This is a genomic window from Bacillus sp. sid0103 (assembly GCF_019219025.1).
In genome coordinates, this window is sequence record NZ_JAHUWN010000007.1 from 1 (window position 1) to 20563 (window position 20563).

The 20563-nt window shown below is 37.4% G+C and carries 16 protein-coding genes and 1 pseudogene; 3 read left to right on the forward strand and 14 right to left on the reverse strand.

The genetic code is table 11. The features are described 5' to 3' along the window. Positions 1–177: 177 nt before the first annotated feature. The 3 genes from KW850_RS09535 to gdhA all read right to left on the reverse strand — a co-directional run bounded on the left by KW850_RS09535 (position 178) and on the right by gdhA (position 2629). Complete coding sequence (locus KW850_RS09535; protein WP_218347338.1) at positions 178–327, reverse strand: hypothetical protein; 150 nt, start codon at positions 325–327, stop codon at positions 178–180. Positions 328–401: 74 nt separating this feature from the next. After that, positions 402–533, reverse strand: a complete 132-nt coding sequence (locus tag KW850_RS33265; protein ID WP_256358173.1) for a hypothetical protein — start codon at positions 531–533, stop codon at positions 402–404. A gap of 719 nt (positions 534–1252) precedes the next feature. Then, positions 1253–2629, reverse strand: a complete 1377-nt coding sequence (gdhA, locus tag KW850_RS09540) for an NADP-specific glutamate dehydrogenase (protein WP_218347500.1) — start codon at positions 2627–2629, stop codon at positions 1253–1255. A 154-nt stretch (positions 2630–2783) separates the two neighbouring features. Here gdhA and gltC point away from each other — a divergent pair, with 154 nt between their 5' ends. Then, on the forward strand, positions 2784–3695 hold the full coding sequence (gene gltC, locus KW850_RS09545) for a glutamate biosynthesis transcriptional regulator GltC (RefSeq protein WP_218347339.1): 912 nt from the start codon (positions 2784–2786) through the stop codon (positions 3693–3695). A 167-nt stretch (positions 3696–3862) separates the two neighbouring features. Continuing rightward, positions 3863–4693, forward strand: coding sequence for an alpha/beta hydrolase (locus KW850_RS09550; RefSeq protein ID WP_308128780.1), 831 nt, complete (start codon positions 3863–3865; stop codon positions 4691–4693). Positions 4694–4724: 31 nt separating this feature from the next. Here KW850_RS09550 and KW850_RS09555 read toward each other — a convergent pair whose 3' ends face one another. The 9 genes and pseudogenes from KW850_RS09555 to KW850_RS09595 form a co-directional block, all read right to left on the reverse strand. Continuing rightward, the gene (locus KW850_RS09555) at positions 4725–6008 is read right to left on the reverse strand and encodes a purine/pyrimidine permease (RefSeq protein ID WP_218347340.1); all 1284 of its coding nucleotides are present in this window, start codon (positions 6006–6008) and stop codon (positions 4725–4727) included. Between the two features lie 93 nt (positions 6009–6101). Continuing rightward, positions 6102–6551 (reverse strand): nucleoside deaminase, encoded by a 450-nt coding sequence (locus tag KW850_RS09560; RefSeq protein WP_218347341.1) that lies wholly within the window; start codon positions 6549–6551, stop codon positions 6102–6104. 65 nt (positions 6552–6616) lie between these two features. Beyond that, positions 6617–8133, reverse strand: a pseudogene (locus KW850_RS09565) (cytosine permease). Positions 8134–8348: 215 nt separating this feature from the next. Continuing rightward, positions 8349–9338: a carbamate kinase gene (gene arcC / locus KW850_RS09570; protein ID WP_218347342.1), complete on the reverse strand. Its 990-nt coding sequence runs from the start codon at positions 9336–9338 to the stop codon at positions 8349–8351. A gap of 18 nt (positions 9339–9356) precedes the next feature. Further along, entirely contained in the window at positions 9357–10529 is a 1173-nt protein-coding gene (locus KW850_RS09575) for an ankyrin repeat domain-containing protein (protein WP_218347343.1), read from the reverse strand. A 109-nt stretch (positions 10530–10638) separates the two neighbouring features. Then, positions 10639–12180 carry a xanthine permease gene (locus tag KW850_RS33270; RefSeq protein WP_256358174.1) on the reverse strand — a complete coding sequence of 514 codons (1542 nt, stop codon included), beginning with the start codon at positions 12178–12180 and terminating at the stop codon, positions 10639–10641. Positions 12181–12274: 94 nt separating this feature from the next. After that, positions 12275–13702, reverse strand: a complete 1428-nt coding sequence (locus KW850_RS09585) for a YlbE family protein (protein ID WP_218347344.1) — start codon at positions 13700–13702, stop codon at positions 12275–12277. 2 nt (positions 13703–13704) lie between these two features. Continuing rightward, a complete protein-coding gene (fdrA, locus tag KW850_RS09590) occupies positions 13705–15249 on the reverse strand; it encodes an acyl-CoA synthetase FdrA (protein ID WP_218347345.1) in 1545 nt (514 codons plus the stop codon). Further along, entirely contained in the window at positions 15240–16130 is an 891-nt protein-coding gene (locus tag KW850_RS09595) for an oxamate carbamoyltransferase subunit AllH family protein (protein ID WP_218347346.1), read from the reverse strand. Before KW850_RS09595 ends, fdrA begins: the two co-directional genes overlap by 10 nt. A gap of 163 nt (positions 16131–16293) precedes the next feature. On the opposite strand from KW850_RS09595, the gene KW850_RS09600 reads away from it, so the two are divergent. Beyond that, the gene (locus tag KW850_RS09600; RefSeq protein ID WP_218347503.1) at positions 16294–18000 is read left to right on the forward strand and encodes a PucR family transcriptional regulator; all 1707 of its coding nucleotides are present in this window, start codon (positions 16294–16296) and stop codon (positions 17998–18000) included. Positions 18001–18048: 48 nt separating this feature from the next. On the opposite strand, the gene KW850_RS09605 is transcribed toward KW850_RS09600, so the two are convergent. Both KW850_RS09605 and KW850_RS09610 read right to left on the reverse strand, forming a co-directional pair. Then, positions 18049–19269, reverse strand: coding sequence for an amidohydrolase (locus KW850_RS09605; protein WP_218347347.1), 1221 nt, complete (start codon positions 19267–19269; stop codon positions 18049–18051). Between the two features lie 15 nt (positions 19270–19284). Then, on the reverse strand, positions 19285–20523 hold the full coding sequence (locus tag KW850_RS09610) for an amidohydrolase family protein (RefSeq protein ID WP_218347348.1): 1239 nt from the start codon (positions 20521–20523) through the stop codon (positions 19285–19287). Positions 20524–20563: the final 40 nt, after the last annotated feature.

The following is a 20563-nucleotide window of genomic DNA, read 5'->3' on the forward strand; positions in this document are numbered from 1 at the left end:
TTACTCATGTAAATCCTCCGTCCACAATAATTCTTTTATTATAAACGGGTTTTCTTTCTGGGGACATAGAAAAACCCGAATAAAGGGGCACTTTTTAATTAGTGTCCATTATTCGGGTTACAGTTCATGAGAATCGGTCTAACCCCTTTTTACCGTATATAAATATATACTTTACATTCAATATTTAAAAGACTTCGAAATCACTTCCCATTGTTCCTCATCAGTTAGTTCTTGATAATCAACTTTTATCATATAAAATAAGTTTCCATAAGATTTTATCAAACTACCTACATCATTAAATTGAACTAACTTTTCACCTTTACACATATCAAATCCCCCTCTCATTAATGATAATTGATACTGTATAAGACGCCGTTGTACTTATTGAGAAAATCAAACTATCATTCATCTTTTGTATTTGACTCAATAATACGTACTAGTTCCTCAATAATATCGTTTAACTTCATCATGCTTGTATCTTTCCTAAGAATATTCGAAGTTTTTAAAAGTAAAATTTCCTCTTTCCCACTCATAAAAATGCCTCCATTCTAATTAAATGACAATCTTTTAGCACCTTGCGTAAACTTTCACCTATATATGTAATTTACACGTATTATATAATATATTTCTTATATATGTAAATTACATTTATAAAATATTCTTCAATAAGTTAACTCATAGAGTTGTGAGTCTTCTTGATTTACAGGCTAAGAAAAACTTCTGCTACATCTTCGTTCAATTTCCTGGAATGAAAATGAATGTCCCTATGCTCTCTAACGAAAAGGAAAAGGCGGTGAAAGAAGAAGTCTCTTTGTGTGTCCAATTAAACAGCAAAGAAAAGGTTAATAATTTGTACCTTGTACGCACACAGAGTATAAAAACAAAAATGTGGCTGTCTTCAGAAGTAGAGCCAAAAAGAAGATATTCTTGGGAGGCAGTGACTTTCAAGCTAATGTAGTTATTGAGACAATCCGAATTCTTTTGATGGTGTATTTACATGAGGAAAAGCTTAATTTTGATACCATTGGAGAACTTGGAAATAAAATGATGATATGAAAATTCCTACTGGAGAAGTTATACGTATCCTAGAAAGTTTGTACGAGACCTAACTTCAATACTTTTTAAATTATTATAGGATTGAATATGCAAAATCCTGAAATAATAATATATTTTATTGAAGCACTTAGTCCATAACTTGTTTCTCATAATTAACAAAAGGCCACCAATTAGTGACCTTTTATCGTTGTATAATTTATATTACTCCCTGTTCGATCATTGCATCAGCTACTTTTACGAATCCAGCTATATTCGCACCGACAACAAGGTTCCCTGGAGCATCATAATCTTTTGATGCTTTCATACTCTTACTATAGATATTTTTCATGATGCCTTGTAATTTCAAATCAACTTCTTCAAATGTCCAAGCAAGCCTTGCACTATTTTGCGCCATTTCTAACGCAGAGACTGCAACCCCTCCTGCATTTGCTGCTTTGGCAGGAGCAAATAAGACATGGTGATCGATAAAAGTATCGATGGCTTCTAGAGTAGAAGGCATATTTGCACCTTCGCCCACTGCCTTTACCCCATTCGAAACTAACATTTCTGCCTCTTCCTTATTTAACTCATTTTGCGTTGCGCATGGTAAAGCAATATCGCACGGGATCGCCCAGATTCCTGAACACCCTTCTTGAAATATAGCATTTGGCTGTTCTTTGACGTATTCAAAAATTCTTTTATTCTCTACTTCTTTTATTCGTTTAACGGTCTCTAAGTTTATTCCATTTGGATCATATACATAGCCGCTTGAATCGCTGCATGCTACCACTTTTGCACCGTATTCCATTGCTTTTTCCATTGCATAAATCGAAACATTACCTGAACCAGATACCACAACAGTACTACCTTTAAAACTTAATCCCTGACTTTGGAGCATTTCTTTTACAAAGTAAACTAATCCATATCCTGTCGCTTCTTTCCGGCCTAAACTTCCTCCATAACCAATACCCTTACCAGTAAGGACACCTGCTTCATATGCACCTTTTAATTTTTTATATTGCCCGAACATATACCCAATCTCTTTAGCCCCAACTCCGATATCCCCAGCCGGAACATCGATATCAGGACCGATATGTCTGCTAAGCTCTGTCATAAAGCTCTGACAAAAGCGCATAATTTCTAAATCAGATTTCCCTTTTGGATCAAAGTCAGAACCGCCTTTTCCACCACCGATTGGCTGCCCTGTTAATGAATTTTTGAAGATTTGCTCAAACCCTAGAAATTTGATTATGCTTGCGTTAACAGAAGGGTGAAATCTTAATCCGCCTTTATATGGTCCAATTGCACTATTAAACTGAACGCGAAATCCACGATTCACTTGTACATTCCCTTTATCATCCACCCATGGAACTCGAAAGGTAATCAATCGCTCCGGTTCGATTATTCTATCTAGAACTGCTTGTTTGATATAATTCGGATTTTTCAAAAGTACAGGTACTAAAGAATCAAGCACCTCTTTAACAGCCTGCTGGAATTCCCCTTCATTTGGATTACGCATTTGAACGGTTTTAAATAAACGATTAACGTAATCTTTCACGATTTGCATTTGATTCTCTTCAACTCTATCCAGCATTTTCAACGCATTCAGCCCCTAAATATATTTTAAAGTTAAGAAAATTCCCTTTTCTTACATGTGTTTTCATTTTATAATTTTATAATTAATAGTTTCAATCTTAATTTCCGATGAAATCGATGCATTTAACGCATTAAAATGGAGTGGTTAAAAAATGGAGACGAGGCAAATTCAATATTTCCTAGAAGTGGCAAAAAGAGAACATGTAACAGAGGCAGCAGATGCCTTGCATGTTGCCCAATCTTCTGTAAGCAGACAAATCTTCAATTTAGAAAACGAATTAGGTGTAAAACTTTTTATACGTGAGGGAAGAAGCGTAAAGTTAACCCCTCTGGGAAGAATTTTTTATGAACGGATGAAACAAGTGTGGTATTTGATGGAGGATGCAAAGAGAGAAGTAGAAGAATACTTAAATCCTGAAAAAGGGACTGTTCGAATTGCATTTCCAATCAGTATGGCGGCTCATACATTGCCTTCCATTATTTATGCTTTTCGCACTCGGTACCCAGAAGCTAAATTTCAAATGAGCAATGCACTTTATTATGAGTTAATAGATGGTGTTATTAATGGTGAATTTAATTTGGCCATGATTGCTCCCATGCCCAATCAGGAAAAAGAGAAAAAAATTAAAGGGGCGACTCTTTTCACAGAAAATATAGTTGCCCTCATCCCTATTCATCATCCATTATTTGATCGGGAATCAATTAGGTTACGGGACTTAAAAGATGACTCATTCTGTGTCCTTCCTGAAGGTTTTATATTTCGTGAACAGGTTGTTCAAGCATGTAATGCTGCAGGTTTTTCACCACGAATTGCATTCGAAGGGAAAGATATTGATGCCTTAAAAGGGTTAGTCTCTGCAGGCTTAGGTGTAGCATTGATGCCAGAGATGACATTGGTAGATAACACCCCAAGATCCACCGTGGTGATTCCAATATCAGATACGAATCTCACACGAACAGTCGGTGTCATTTACCCAACCCAACGTAAACTGCTCCCAACCGAAGCATTATTTTATGAATTCCTGCTTGAAACTTATGAAAGATTAAATGAGTTTAGGAAGTAAAAAAATCGCTTATTGTTAAACATGTTAAAAAAAACAAAAAGAAGTGTATCAACACTTCTCAAGGCAACAGTTCGATTATTTATGAATATTCTTAATAGAACGATGATAGGGGTGTATGAAAAATAATTAAGAAAACCTTAATATATAAGAAAGATGCTCATTATAAAATTAAAGCTGACTTTTATCAGACAAAAAACCTGAATAATTCACCAGTTGTGGTTTATATTCACGGCGGCGGGTTAATATGGGGGTCAAGGGAAGATATTGATGAGGAAATGATTAGTCTTTATACAAATAATGGTTTTTCATTATTTTCCATCGATTATAGGCTGGCTCCTGAATCAAAATTGTCAAACATCCTTGAGGACGTTCAAGATGCTCTCCTTTGGCTAGAATCAGAAGGGCAAAATCAATTTTCGATTGATCCGAAAAAGATAGGAGTTGTTGGCGGTTCTGCAGGTGGTTTTCTTGCTCTATTTACGGGTACTTTTAAATATAAGCCACGAGCGATTGTTTCCTTTTATGGGTATGGGGACATAAGTACTACTTGGGCTATACATCCAAGTAATTTCTATTGCAAAAAAGAGATGATCCCTAACTCTCTAGCTAAAATGCTTGTAACGGATGAAATAATAACCGAAGCTTCCATTGAAAAGCGTTATTTAATTTATTTACATGCAAGGCAGCAAGGAGTTTGGGTTCAAGAGATTACTGGGAAGGACCCAGTTATAAATAAAGAGGAAATCCTTAAATTTTGCCCATTACATAACATAACTACCGATTTTCCACCTACTCTATTATTGCATGGAACAAAAGATACAGACGTACCCTATGAACAATCGGTTTTTATGAGAGCCGCCTTGATAAAAAAAGAAGTAGAAACAAAGCTTATTACAATTCCAAATGGAGAGCATGTATTTGAAAAGGATTTTCATAATCCAATTGTTCAAGATGCAATGTCTCAAGTAATACATTTTCTCCGCCAGCAATTAAAATAGGAATAGCTGCAGAGAACATTGTCTCTGCAGCCTAATTTTTTGATTTCCAAAGTTGTTCAAAAATAATCGCTAGAAAGGTTCCTATTAATAAACCATTTTTACCTATATTTTGAATAATAGATGGAAGACCGTTAAAAATATCATCGGGTAAAAACATAGTTCCGATTCCAAATAGTAAGGATACCCCAATAATGGTAATATCCCTATCATTTAAAGGCTGTTTTGTCAATGAGCGAATTGATATCCCAAGCATCTCGATCAGTGTGGCTAGAAGGGCTGCACTAGCAACTGGTAAAGGCAAGGAAGCCAATAAGCCAACAATACTTGGAAACAATGAAATGATAACCATCATCCCACAAGCAAACAGAAAAGGAATAATGCGATATTGTTTTGTTAATCTGACAAAGCCAGCAGTAGCTGGTAATGGTACAACTGCGATTGTGGAGAATAAGGCAGAAAAAAGATGAGAAACTCCCCCTACCCACGTTCCACGATTTAGCTTGGCATGGAAGTGTCCTTTAATATTTGGGTTTACTTCCTCCGCAGCAGAAATGGCCGCAATTGTATTTGAAATAAGTAAAAAGGTAAATAAAATAGCGGTAACCAATACACCACCAGTTATTGTTGGGAAGCCCCATGGGAAAATTTCTGGTAACTGAATATTATCGGATGACATAGATATTCCTTGATCACCTTTTCCAAAAATTAAGAATGAAATCCACCCTGCCAAGATTCCTAATAAAATTGCATAGTTTTTTAACCATCCCTTAGCTTTAGCGGAAAGTATTATGATAAGGAAAAAAATAAGAATAGCTAGGAGGAAACTCACCCCATCCAATTGCCCTGTACTCCCATCTCTGGACACCATTCCCTTAAAAAAGACACCACTTAATTGAAGGGCCAATATAAACAAAAAAGTGCCAGTTACTATGGGTGAAAAGAGAAACAGTAAATGCCTGACCCACTTAGTTATCCCTAACAAAAATAATAATAATCCAGCAACAATTAACCCTGCCTCAAGTGTTTGTAGTGTCTCCATCATTGGCAAACCATTCTGCGTACCAATGCTTGCATATATGACAAAAATACTTACCCAAGAACCGGCTGGACCATCTGCAATGGGAAATCGGTGGCCAAATTTGACTTGCATAAACGAACTAAGCCCGACGATAAAAAAAGTTCGTTGCATGAGAGCTGATATTTCTGTTCCTGAGAGGGCAAACACATGTCCAATAACGATGGGTAGAGCTATAGAATATGCAAGCAAGTAGATAAACCATTGAAACGTACTTAAAAAGTTATTTTCAGTATTCATGGGTGGAATATTTACCTTTCTATTTTCAAAAATATCAAAGTCCGGCACCATATTGGAACAATGCCGGACAATATTATTTATAACAAAATATGATTATTTGTTAAGTTTGTGAAAATGTTCGAATAAATTATCACAATCGTCCCTTTGCTCAACCTTCACCATATTGAGAACACTCTTATCTTCACCTGTAAGATACTTACGTAGATGCATATCAGAGAAGCCATGTTTATCCGCATCTTCTGAAGTATTACAATAGTAAACTTCCTTCACACCAGACCAAATGATAGCAGATACGCACATTGGGCATGGTTCACAGGTTGCATAAATCACACAATCAGATAAATCCATTGTTCCTAATTTTTTACAAGCTTCTCTAATTGCTACCATTTCAGCATGGGCTGAAGGATCGGTATCACGCATCATTGTGTTACTAACAACCACAATTATTTCATCACCTCTAACTACAGCAGCTCCGAATGGTCCTCCAACCTGATTGTTCATTCCTCCAATCGTTGCTTCAGCAGCTAATTTCATGTAATCCATCATAAATTCCTCCTACTATTTGTAGATAATATTTTTAGTTTTATTACTAGATAGATATTTCAATATTAATGGCTTGGTTTGCTCCATTTTGCGAAGATCGTATATAAAATAAAGGAAACAATCAAACCGCTAAAGAAAGCAAATTCATTCATCTTTACTAATAAAGGTACACTCTTAAGGAAAGCACCTGACATTGGAAGGATAAAGCTAATTGCTAAAACAGCCATCGCAATCGGGTTGTAACCATTTTTGTATTCACCATTACTGCCTTCTGGTACATAAATATTATCAAGGTTTAGCTTTCTCTTACGGTGGATATAGAAGCTAGATAGCATAATACCGGCAATTGGACCAAATATTGAACCAATAAAGCTATAAAAGTAAAACAATGTTGTTGCACTAGATACAAGCTTCCAAGGTAAAATTAAAGTTCCAACAATTGCTGTTAAGATACCAGCAGATTTTACAGTAAATAGTTTTGGGAAAAGTGATGTCATTTGTAACCCGATGGCAATAGGTTTGCAAATACAACGAATGCTGTTGCTCCGACGTTAAGAGCTAATATTAAAACGACAACTGAGAAAGTATTATCAATTTTATCTATTGCATGAACAATATTAAAAATTGGTTCACCAAATGCAATTTCAGTACCAGCGATTAAAGCAACACAGGTGATCGCAAATAGAACATATGATAGCATAAATCCTAATGGTAACCCAATGATAACATCTCTTGGTGACTTCGCTCTGTGTGTGAAATCCGCCATATTAACAACAGGTCCAGCCCAGTTTGAAACCAATGCACTGACACAGGCAATAAATACTAATGGGCTTGAATTTGGATCTTTTGGTATATAATCCATAATTGGTCCAAAACCACCAGCCATGTTGATTGCCCATACAGCTGCACCTATGATGAACACATAAACAATTGGAGACGACCAATTTCCAAATTTACCTAAAACATTCATTCCACCTAAGAATAAAAGTACCGTGACGACCCAAAGAACTGCGTATGAAATCATTGTTGGGACCGTTAACCCTAGTAGATTAAAGTCACCGCCTAGTGACATATAATTCGGAATAAATCTTGAGAAAATGACATTCAATGATTCTGCACCAACGACTGTTGTGGTTCCAAAGAATACCAAACCCGCGATTAAGCCACGACATAATGCTGGAATGATTGCCCCTTTAACTCCAAATGTGTCGCGGAGTAACATCGCAAATGGCAGTCCATATTTAGCTGCAGAAAAACCGTTTAAGACATAAAATGATGAAACGATTAAAGCCGAAAGCATAACCGCTAAGAGTACTTGTTTTGTATTTAGACCGAGCATAAAGAATCCTGCAACTGTCATATATGACATAATATTATGCACGGCACCCATCCAAAGCGTTGCGTAGTTGGACATGCCCCAGTCTCTCTGGTCAGGCTTTTTTGGAAGTATATCTTCTGAATAGCCATATGATTTGTATTGATCATACGCTTGTTCTAATTCAGATTTCTCTAATCTTGCATGTTCCATGTTAATTCCCCTTACTCCCCTAGATTTAATAGATTGAAATTTATATATTTTCATAATGACTCGTACAGTTTTACGAAAACGCTTTCATCTATTAAATTCAAATTCACTTTAAGCTTGTTATTTCAATGAGATTGTAAATCCCAATGTCTCATATACTATAGTAATCTTCTAAGTAATTTAACATCAGGATTTAACCATCTTCATTTATACAATTTGCACAAATTCTTCATTGGTCATCTAGCCCAAAAGGACTTCAATGTAATTAGGCATCATGTACAATTACATGTGTTCATTTTGTGACTAAACAACTGTTTCAGGATATGTGTACCTGCTTTTTCATTGATAGCTTCTTTTAAACTTTCAGGATTGGTGATGATCACTCTGGTTCCATTATTCTCTAAAAAGCTAAGGCTTGCCTCGATTTTTGGAAGCATGCTTCCCGGAGCGAAATGATTTTCAAGAACATATTGTTTGGTTTCATTGACAGATATTTTATCGAGAGCCTTTTGATTCGGTTTACCATAGTTAATACAAACTCTTGATACACCTGTAGTAATGATTAATGTTTCTGCATTTAGTTGCTCAGCTAATAGGCTTGTTGCAAAGTCTTTATCAATTACTGCGTCTACTCCAACGTAGGTGTTATCACCCGTTTTCACAACAGGAATTCCCCCGCCGCCGACAGCGATGACCACATAACCAGACTCAATTAATGATTTAATCGCCTCTTTTTCAACGATATCAGTCGGTTTTGGTGATGGAACCACTCGTCGATACCCACGGCCAGAATCCTCAACAAAAACCCAGTCAGGATGTTCGTTTTTCATTTCTTCCGCTTGCTCAAGCGTAAAGAATGAACCAACAGGCTTCGTTGGATTCTTAAAATTAGGATCATCCATACTAACCTCAACTTGTGTAATAACAGTTGCAACTTTTTTATTAATCCCTCTTTTAGCAAATTCATTGGTTAATGCTTGTTGAATTTGGTAACCAATTCCTCCTTGGGTGTCTGCTACACAATTTACTAGAGGTATCGGTGGCATACTTGCCACCTCATTTGCAATTTCAGATCTTCTAAGTCCAAAGCCTACTTGTGGTCCGTTACCATGTGTAACAACGACATTTAAGCCTTCTTCTACCATATCTGCAATGTTTACTGCTGTTTCACAAACAGCTTCGTATTGGTCTTGAACCGAGTCACGACCATTATCCTTAACCAATGAGTTGCCTCCGATAGCAACAATAACTAGTTTCCCCAATGGTTTCCCTCCTATTTGTTAATTTACTCCGCGTCCAAGCAAATTAAGAGATTGTTCCTTATGCAAATGATATAAAGGGTTCGTTGGATCATTGACAATAGCATTCTCAATTGCTTCAATTGCTTCTTCATGTCTTCCTAGCGAACGGAGACTATTTGCCTTATGGAATGAGAAATCGTACCGTTGTGGCTGAAGAGCAAGTAGTTTATCCATTTCTGCAACCGCTTGATCATGCCTTCCTAATTCTCTTAAATAATTTGATTTGTGATAGCGGTAAAAAGTTTCGTTTGGATTTATCTCACAAGCCTTATCATATTCTGCTAATGCTTCCTCTGGTTTCTTCATTAATCTGAAGCAATTTGCTGTATAGAAATAGAAATCAAGATCATTTGCATCAATAGATAAAGCTTTATTGTATTCGTCAAGGGCGGCTTCATATCGCTTTAATTCTTGTAAGCAATAACCCTTATAAAAATACAAATCTAGATTTTTTATGTCATTTTCAAGGGCACTATTAATCCCTAAAATGGCTTCTTCAAACTTATCTTCTAAAAATAATGATTTTGCTTTTTGGATAGAAACATTCATCTCTTCATATTCATTCTTAAGAATCTTGACAACTTTTTGCTGATCTAGTTCTTTAGCATGCTGGAGAGATGACTTTCCATCTCGATCAGGCAAGTTTACATCTGCACCTTTATTTACTAATAGGCTAATAATGTCCGAATACAAACGGCCGCCATTACCGAGAATTACAGACTCCAATAAAGCTGACCAACCTAGGTTATTAACATGATTTACCGGTACACCAGCTTCCAAGCATTTTTGGACCGTTTTTAAATAGCCCTTTTCGCTTGAAGGTAATAACGCTGTTCCTCCAAATCGATTAACACTATTTAAATCAGCTCCATATTTTAGCATTAAACTAAAAATCTCATGAAAACCGTTCGCACCTGCGCAAATAAACGGAGTCAATTGAGTGACATCCCTGGTGTTCACATCACTTCCAGATGCTAACAACAATTTCACAACAGCAAATTGATTTTTTTGTGTCGCTGCCATTAGAGCAGTGCGTCCTTCATTATCTTTAAAATGGACGTTTGCACCTGCTTCTATTAGCTTTTCAATTATTTCAAGCTCACCTCGCTCACTTGCATAAATAAGCGCTGAGTTTTGCGAATGATTTTCCATATAGAATCTCTCCTCTCTCTAAAAACTTCTAGTGGCAAAAAATCTCCCGCCCTCGCGATACGAGATCGAAGTGATTTTTCTTGATTTTTAAAAATAAACACTGCGATTTTTAAGCAGCCTGATCGTCACTAATAGCTTGAGTTTTGCTGCGATCCATTGCATATTTCACAAGGAATAATCCTGCTACCATGAGATAAGCATAAACAAACTGCATGGATGCTGGTTGGGCAAATCCTACAGTACCGGCATGAATGACACCAAATAAAGAAAGTAGGGATGCAATTACTGCTGCAATAGCTGCACGAACAGGTTGATTTTTGATTGCAAAGATGGCTAAGCAGCCCCACATTAAACTGCTGATTGGGGCACCATTTCCTAAATGGACCAAACCGTTATAATATACACCTTTAGTTGCAAGGACATTGGCACCTACTGCTTGACCAGTTGTTCCAGCAGCGGATAAAACATTATTAGCTAGTGATAATGCCCAGTTTGCAATCCATGGGAATAAACAAATAAAGATTACTGGTACTTCGAGTTTTGGTGTTTCACGAACCACTTGGTTGGCCGTTACAATACCTACATAAACTAAGATTGGTACAATGGCTACCACTGGAATAATAGATAATAGAAGCGCACCAATACCAAAGAGTGATATGATTAACATCGATGTCCCAGTAGCAATCGTATAACCAAGACCCGCACCCATTGATTTCCAGCCAGCGTGACCAATATATACTGTTACTGGATATGGATTTCCTGCAAAAGCACCAATGGAAGAGGAAATTCCATTTGCTAACATTACGCGGCGAGTTTTGTAGGGGTCACCAGCAGCGTGTGCACTTTCAATATTTTCTAAGTCAAAAATATAGTTTGCAAGTCCTAAAGGTACTGCCGAGGCCAAATAAGGCAAGGCATGTGGAAGACCAGATAGTAAACTATCAACATGTACTTCAGGTGGATTAAATCCTAAGGTCTGCAATGCTGTTGTAATGGCCTCTGGACTCTGTAAACCGAATATCCATGCCAATGCTGTACCAGCAGCTAATAATAGAAAACCTGTTGGAATTTTCGCGAAAATTGGTGATTTACCAAACCAGTTAATGAAAATGATGATAAGAACAACAAACGCGACAACAGGAGTTTCAAATGTTTGAAGCATAGGATTCATGGCAAGTAATAATAATCCAAGACCAGATAAACATGATAGAAGAACTGTCCTAGGAATAATTTTTCTAAGTGTGTCACCTAAAAACGCACCGATTATTAAAATCAAAGCTTCAAAGAGACACCAAACTAGTGCGATTGAGAAAGCAAAATCGGCATCATTTGTTGTCTTAAATACAGGAAGTATTACAAGAAAGGTAACGGTAAAAATAGAAGGAGCACTAGGACCAGACGGTAATGCCGTTACATCCATTCTTCCTGTTTCTTTCATGAGCATTCTTCCAAAGACAAAATAACAACAACTCGCTAGAAAGATTCCAAGACCAAACCCTGGCACAATTCTCCCGTAAACAATTTCAGAAGGAAAGCCGACTACAAAAAGCAATAATGATACCATTGTTAATAAATTCGTTAAATTGTTAGCGAGTAAGCCAAAATAGGCGGCCCAGTCACCTTTTTTCCAAAACTTATTTGCACCTGCCATTAAATTCACCCCTAATATTATTAGACAAAAAATTGGGAGTACAGGCCTTGAACAGCTGCCAAGGCCCTGAGTCAACAAGCAATTGGGAAAAGAATTAGTGAATGTTCTCGCTTAAAGCTAGAATTGCTTTTTCATAGGCTTCAACTGGTGGATAGGTGATACCCGCACCAATCATTCCAATACCAGCCTCTTTGTGGGCAATTGCAGTGTTGATGATCGGCAAAATGCCTGTTTGCAACACTTTCCGCACGTCAATTCCCGTAGGAATTCCTATAAAATTTAATAATGGAATCGTTACATTTGGATTTTCAGTCGTTGTGATTTCCCGCATTTTTGTAGAATAGCCAATTGCTTCATCAACTGTTCCACCTACAAGAGCGACAATTGCTGGGGCTGTTGCCATTGCAAAACCACCGATCCCGTATGTTTCAGTAATAGCGCTATCACCGATGTCTAACCCAGAATCCTCTGGCTTATAACCAGCAAACATGGGACCGATTACCTTTTGCGCCGGGCCTGTAAACCATGTATTTCCTTTAATACCACTAACACGAATACCGAATTCTGTACCGTTACGTGCCATTGTTGTAACAATCGTGCTGTTCTCAATGCCATGTGCCGAATCCAGAGCACATTTTGCAAGCGCCATCCAGGTTGGACCTGAGAAATAGTCACTGCTGGCAACAAAGTCTAAAACTTCTCGCTTTTCTTTAATCGAATAATCTGTTTCCAGAATGTAAGGAGATAATGCTTGGATTAATAGAGTTGTTCCCGCAACGTTACGGTTATGACACTCATCCCCCATATGAAGCGCTTGCGCTAACATTAAGCGTAAATCAATGCCATTTGGATTTAGCTTCATCGCATCTCTTAACATCGGACCCAATACATCACGCATCCAATTAAGACGATTGATAACACTTTCGTCATTGGCACCCATTCGTAAAATTTTGGATAACTGCTCACTCAAGTTTGTATAAGCAATGTTTCCGTACGTTTTATTTTCAACAATGTGCATATACATGGAAGCTGATGTTACCCCTGCCATTGAACCTACACAATTATGTTCATGACATGGTGAGAAGGTAATTTCACCAGAAGCTGCAAGCTCCACCGCTTCATCTAAATCCTTTGCTAAGCCTTCGAAAACAATGGCTCCAGTAACAGCACCCTTCATTGGGCCATTCATATTATCCCAAGTAATTGGCGGGCCTGCGTGAAGAATGGTATTCTTTGTCATCCCAGGAACAACGTTAATTGCTTGGTCAAATCCGATTAATACTGGTTGTGAATTTACAATTCTTTCAACTGCAAGTTTGTTAGCCGCTTCAATCTTCTCTAAAATCTCGGGACGCTCAAGTTTGTCAAGAGCAGCGATAATTTCAAGTTTACCCCCTCCTGGTGGCTGCCAATCTAAATGGGTTGCTTGTGCGTTTTGTTTTACAACATCATCCTTAAAAAATTCAATTCCTACATTTATGGCATGTAATTTAGTCTCGAAAAGCTCATTGATTTTACTCATGGCTATTCTCCTTTCACGACGAATTCTCTTGCTAGAAGTCCTGCATTTTGGCTGCTACTTGCGTGTGTGACCCCAGCAGCTAGTAATTTATTCACTTGATCATCAAAATTTTGTTGATCTAAGTTAGTTCCAAGTACATAGCCAAGAATTTCTAAATGTCTTCCTTCTTCTTCAGCTAATTGCTTTGCTTCGATGATTGCAGGAAGCATAACGCCAACTGGATCTTCGTGTGAACCAAATCCTAAAACAAAGTCCATAACAATAACTCCTACAGAAGGATCCTTTGCTTCTTGTAAAAATCTTTCGATGCGTGAAGAAGGGTCAATCATCGGATGCGGTTTTCCATTCGTAAAATCGTCATCGCCAAAATCGATAAAAGTGTGCTCTTGGCTTACATTGATATCCTTCAGCTTGTAGTCCAGATTCTTTTGAATGTTACTGTAAACGTTGTCAAATTTCTCTAAAGCTGCATACATTGCTTCATCACAAAGGGTGCCGCCACAAAATAATCCGCGAATATATTTTTGTTCAGGAGTTAATTTTGCACGAACTTCTTGAATTAACGGAATGTTTAAGGCTTTCTTATTAATTTTGCTTTCATCTGCGCCAGCTAATAGAACAGCCTTAAGTGCAGCTTCTTTTGACATTTTTGCAAAATGTCCGCCTGCATCTGTAATCTTTTCTTCATCGCCGCCAATGAACCAAACAACGACTGGTTTTTTACATTGTTTAATTTGAGCTAGTACCTTCTCTTCAACACTTGGCGCAGGTGGCTTTGAGACGAGAACAATAACTTTTGTAGCTTCATCTTCATCCAGTGCTTTCATGCTATCCAGCATCATGGTTCCGCCTACTTCTTCACTTAAGTCTCTGCCGCCTGTTCCAATTAATTGAGAAATTCCGCCGCCAAAGTCGTGAATTCGTACGCTCATCTCTTGGCTTCCTGTACCTGAAGCACCGACGATCCCGATGTCACCTTTTCTTACTGCGTTGGCAAAACATAATCCTACATTGTTAATAATTGCAGTTCCACAGTCAGGGCCCATCATCAAAAGACCTTTTTCATGCGCATAATTCTTTAATTCAACTTCATCTTCAATGCTGACATTGTCGCTAAATAGCATGACATGAAGATCATTATCAAGAGCCTTTTTAGCTTCTCTAGCAGCATATGCGCCATTGACTGAAATCAAAGCGATATTTGCTTCCGGTATACTAGTTGCTGCAGAAGAGATTGTTGAATATTTAATCTCATTTTTGCCAGTACCACTATTTTTTTTAGTAAATAGGGTCTCAATCTCTAATAAGCCATGCTCGCATACTTCATCCGTTTCTGCTTTCACAACGATCATCAAATCGCTAGTTTTTGCTTCTTCAAGCTCTGGAGTTATTAATCCAACATTGCGAAGTACTTCCTTATTCATTTCCGTTCCCATTGCAACAAAAGCTTGTTCAACCCCATCAATTTGGTTTGCTTTTGTTGATAATGACATTAAAGATACTGAATCAAAATATGTGTTTTGTTTAATCACAACTTTTAAAGCCATGTTCTACCTCCAACTTTTAAATTAGTTTCAATTCCAGAGACAATTCCTAAAGCAATATCTGTTCCGGATGATGATCCAATTTCTAAGACATTCTTTAGCGATTGCAACATTTCATTTTCTGTTCCGTTTACTAATGAATCTAGCAAATGGATGAGTGATTCTCTTACACTGCCAATTGATGCTTTTTTTAAAGCCATATAGCTGATCTCATTGGTTAACGGCTTTGCCATCTTTACAATTTGCTCACCTAATTCCTTAAAAACATGGCATGGACAATTTGGCAGGTGCAGGGTGGAAATAAATCCAACTAAATAATCATCACCAGAGGGTGTTAATCCGGGTCCAAGACCGATTAATCCCGCTGCAGATTGTAAGGCATTGGAACCTCTATTGTTTGATACTTCATAAACTAGTGCACGGGACCTTTCATTGAGCAATCGAGACATTTCCTTTACAAAGATGTTTTTTGAGGCAGTATCCGGTTTCATTCCGCCAGCCTTACCCTGAGAATGTATGTAATGCTTCATTTTCACTAAATTAGCACTTAATCTCTCACTACACTCAGGATAATCAGGTAGATTACTTTCCCACTTTTCAGCACGTTCAACAGTAATAGCCAATTTATTCGTTATAGACAAAACTTTTTTTGCTCCATACACCTTATCGTTTAGCGCTAAATCCACTTCTCTAAAGCTGTTTATGTCAATAAGAAGTGTATTGGGGCCGTTATCGATTTTCGTAGATGCGATTGTATATAATTCACCATCATTTAAGCATTTAAGATTGATTGTTTTATTAAAAATACTGTGAACGATTCCGTTAAAGCTAGACTTTTCAATTCTTTGGATAAACGCAGCATCACCAGACTTTGCACGTCTCAATGCAGGCACCCCCATTCAAAGGACCCTAATTTCACCTTACATTGATCATTTTAGTCCTAATGCCTATACACGTCATTGTTTGCCCAAACCAAAAAGACTTGAATTCATTTGTGCATGTTGTACAATTAATTGTGATGAAAAGATGACGAAGGATTTGATAAAATTGTTGACAGTTAATGACCTTTTTGAAATTAAAGCAATTGATGGATTAAAAATAGTAGCGGGGGAAAAAGGAATTAATAATGAGATATCAATTGTAAATATTATTGAAAATCCCGATGCATTCGACTGGCTTTCACCTAATGAACTTCTTTTATCAACAGGCTATATTTTTAAGGACAATGAAGAATTACAAAATCGAATTATTCAGGAGCTTTCTGAAATTAACTGTGCCGGACTAGTTGTCAAAATGAAAAGATACTTAGATAAGCTCCCTCAGAATATGATTGACCAAGCAAACAAGCTTGGATTACCACTACTCGAGTTACCATTTGAATATACATTGTCAAAGGTCATTTCGATTATTAATGAAAAAGCATCGGGAAGATACGATTTATTAAATAGAAAAACCCTAGACATCCATAATTTATTTTTTAGAATTACCCTTGAAGGCGGAGGAATCGAAAGAATTTTATCGATGTTATCAGGGACTATTAATAATCCGATTATTTTTGTAAATAAAGATTGGAAGCTAGTGGACTACACAGAACATAAGGATAATAAAGTTCCGCTTGCATACTGTTTTGAATTGATAAAAAACAGACCCGCTTTCTCCAAAGATTTTATTGACTCTTTCCCAAAAAATATTAGTGAAATGAAAAAATCAATTAAACGCATTTATTATTTAGAAGGCATGGAAATAAAATGCAGGGTCCTGCCCGTGGCAGCAGCGAGTTCTATTTATGGATATATAGTCGTATGGCAGACAGTCAGTGAACTGACTGAATTTGACTACATTATTTTAGAACAGGCCTCAACGAACATTGCACTTGAAAGGATAAAAACCAAGGAAATAGAGGAAGTGAAGTTAAAAATCAGACAGGACTTTTTCGATGATTTACTTACTGGAGAAATAACATCTAGTGAAACAATCCATACCCTAAGTGAAATGCATGGACTTAATTCAAATTATATGTATTACTGCATAGTGATTCATATTGAATCCGAGGAGTTCGAGCAGTATGAGGACATGGTGGCCAGAAGGGTTAGTTTGGAGAATATAGCTAGAAAATGTGTGGATTTAGTTTATGATTACGCTAATAAAGCAGACGGAGAAGTTACCTGTTTTCATCGAAACAATCGAATCATCATCTTAATAGGACAGAATGAAAATCGACCAGCTACATCTGTATATGAAGCAAAACAATATGCTAATAAAGTATACACTATACTGGAAAAGCAAATAAGTAATACTACATTCTTAATAGGAATTGGCAGACAGTACAAAAAGATTCATTCTCTCCATAAGAGTTTCTCAGAAGCAAATGAGTCGATCCGGTTAATGCAAAAGTTTGATGATCGGGGCGGTATTTCCCACTTTGAAGACCATGCAGTCTACCACTTTTTAGACTCAAATGTTAAAGACATGGAACTTGAAGAATTTTTTATAAAACGGCTCGGGAAAATTTATGAACACGATCATTTATCTGGGACAAGCTACATTTTTACTTTAGAGAACTATTTTCTCAATAACCTTAATATAAGCGAAACAGCAAAAGCGATGTTTTTGCATAGAAACACGCTTATTTACAGGATCGAGAAAATTAAAGAAATATTAAATTCTGATCTGAAAAATTCAGAGGAACTGCTTCAAATCCAATTAGCATTAAAGATTTTTAGACTGTTAAATAAGAAACTTCGCATAGAATGATAAGGCTAAACAAAACCCCGTTATCTAAACGCTAACGGGGCACTTTATTTATAGTTGTCCTGATACAACTTTTCCTTTAAAAATAACAGCCTCGCGTTTCGGTGTTCTTGCTACTGCTTCTGCTGAACATGAGGCATGGACAAGAACAAGGTTTGCTTCATCTCCTTCTAAAGGCCAGGCAACTTCGCCCTCCTTTGTTAAAAGTGTTGGTCCGCCTGTCGCGAATTTTAACGATTGCGCTAATGAGCGTTCATCACTTTTTCGATAAAGTTCACCGTAGCGTGTTACCTTTTCTAAAACATCCCCTGTTCCATATGGTCCCCAAGAATCATAGAAACCGTCGCATCCTAAGTAGACGTTTACTCCCTTTCGATCTAGTAAATCGATTGGCGGAAGTGTTCTAGTAATCGGGATGGTCGACATGATTGACATACCTAGCTTGCTTAATTTATCTGCGATTTCTTCCTGCTGAGGTACCGGCACCTCTCCTAAACTAAAAGCATGACTTACCGCTGCTCGATTGTACCATTTTGCGTCTTCAACGATTTCAGCAAATTTATCAACAGTATAAAAGCCAACATGGCCACCATCATGTAAATGAATATCAATATCTGCGTCAAATTCAATCGCAAGATTCATCACTTCATAGAGTGATTTTTCGATATTGCTGTCAATCCCTGCTGGATCCAGCCCGCCGACAAGTTGAGCCCCCGATCTCATTGCTTCTTTCATCAATGGAATGACATTTTCTCTTAATAGGCCGTGTTGAGGAAAAGCAACGATTTCATAGGTAAGCTTATCCGAGTAATCCTCAAGCGCCGCTTTAATACCCTCAAGATTTTTCAAGCCGATATAAGGATCAATATTCACATGTGTCCGGATATGTGTTGAACCGTGAGATAGAAGTAACTCAATCATGGCACTAGCCCGCTGTTTAGCTGTTGGAGCTAATTCCTCAAGCTCCATCGCTTCTAACCGTAATCGTTCTTCCAAATTTTTCGCCGGAATTGGTGCCTTCCAATCAAGCGAAAGATAGGTTTTATCTAAATGATTATGCATTTCTTTAAATGTTGGAAGGGCTAATAATCCTTTTCCTTCAATCGTTTTTTCCCATTGTGGAATGACATAGTTATTACTCTTCTTCTCTACTATTTTACCTTCTTCGATTTTCAAATGAAAAAGCTCTGTTTTCGTTTCGTAAACTTCTTTTTCATCCTTTCTATATCCTGTTTCTAATCTTATATTTGTTAACCAATATGGAGCGGTCATACTTTCATTCCTCCTTTATACTTGCACCGGATTAGATTCTGCTAGCTTACTTTCAACCTTTTTTCCTTTAAAAAATAATGCTTTTACTGTTGCTCTCCTGGCGACTGCTTCCGCAGAACAGGATGCATTGACCAGCATCATGGTAGCTTCATCACCAACCTTTGGCCAGACGCGCTCTCCCTTTTCATTTAGCGGAGTAACACCGCCTGTTCCAAATTTCAAGGCAGTGGATAGAGAATATTCATCAGACATACGGAATCGTTCTGCAAGAGTTCCCAGCTTTTGAATCGTATTTCCTGTTCCGAAAGGAGACCAGTGATCAGTTATACTGTCATGACCAACGGATACTGAAATACCTAACTTATCAAGAATTGGTATAGGAATAGTTGCACGATTGACTGGTACTGTTGTGGTTACATCAATCTCTTGTTCCTTTAGAATAGCAGCTATTTCATACAGTGCATCACCTTGAAGATCCCCTAATGCTATTCCGTGGCTGATAGTAACTCTGCCTTTTAGACCGGCTTCATTCGTATAATGGGCCATTCTTTCAAACGTAAATGCTCCTAATGAGTTTGGATCATGTAAATGGATATCGACACCTTTATTGTTTTCAACGGCAATTTCAAAGATCGTATTTAAAGATTTTTCAATATTTCTATCGACTGTTGCAGGGTCAACGCCGCCAACTAGTGTAGCTCCATTCTTCATCGCATCACGTATCAATTGGACAGAGTCACTTTTTAACAAGCCATGCTGCGGGAAGGCAACAATTTCATATGTAAGAACATCCTCGTATTTTTTCAAGGCGTTCACTGTTGCCTCTAGATTTTTAAGACCTATAACAGGGTCCACATTACAATGAGTCCGAATATGGGTATGGCCATTTTTCAAATACATTTCGATCATTTTCTCAGCACGTTCTTGGGCAGTAGGTAAAAGTTTTGGCAGCAATTCTTTTTCTTCTTCTAATCTAGTAAAAATACCATTTGTTATCGGAGTACAAGCCTTCCAAGGTCCGCCGTAGTAGGTTTTATCGATGTGAATATGCATATCTCTTAATGAAGGGAGCAGCAATTGTTGATTTGCATCCATTTGTTTTACATCAGAATTCGGTAATACCTGCGTGATTTCGGTAATTTTTCCATCTTCCATTTTCAAATGACAAATTTCCGTCTCGGTACCAGCAATACGATCATGCTCGTATTTAAAACCCTTTTCTAAACGGACATTCGTTAGCCAAAAAGTAGTCATTCCTATTCCTCCTATTATAAAAATTAGGAAAAGTACTTTT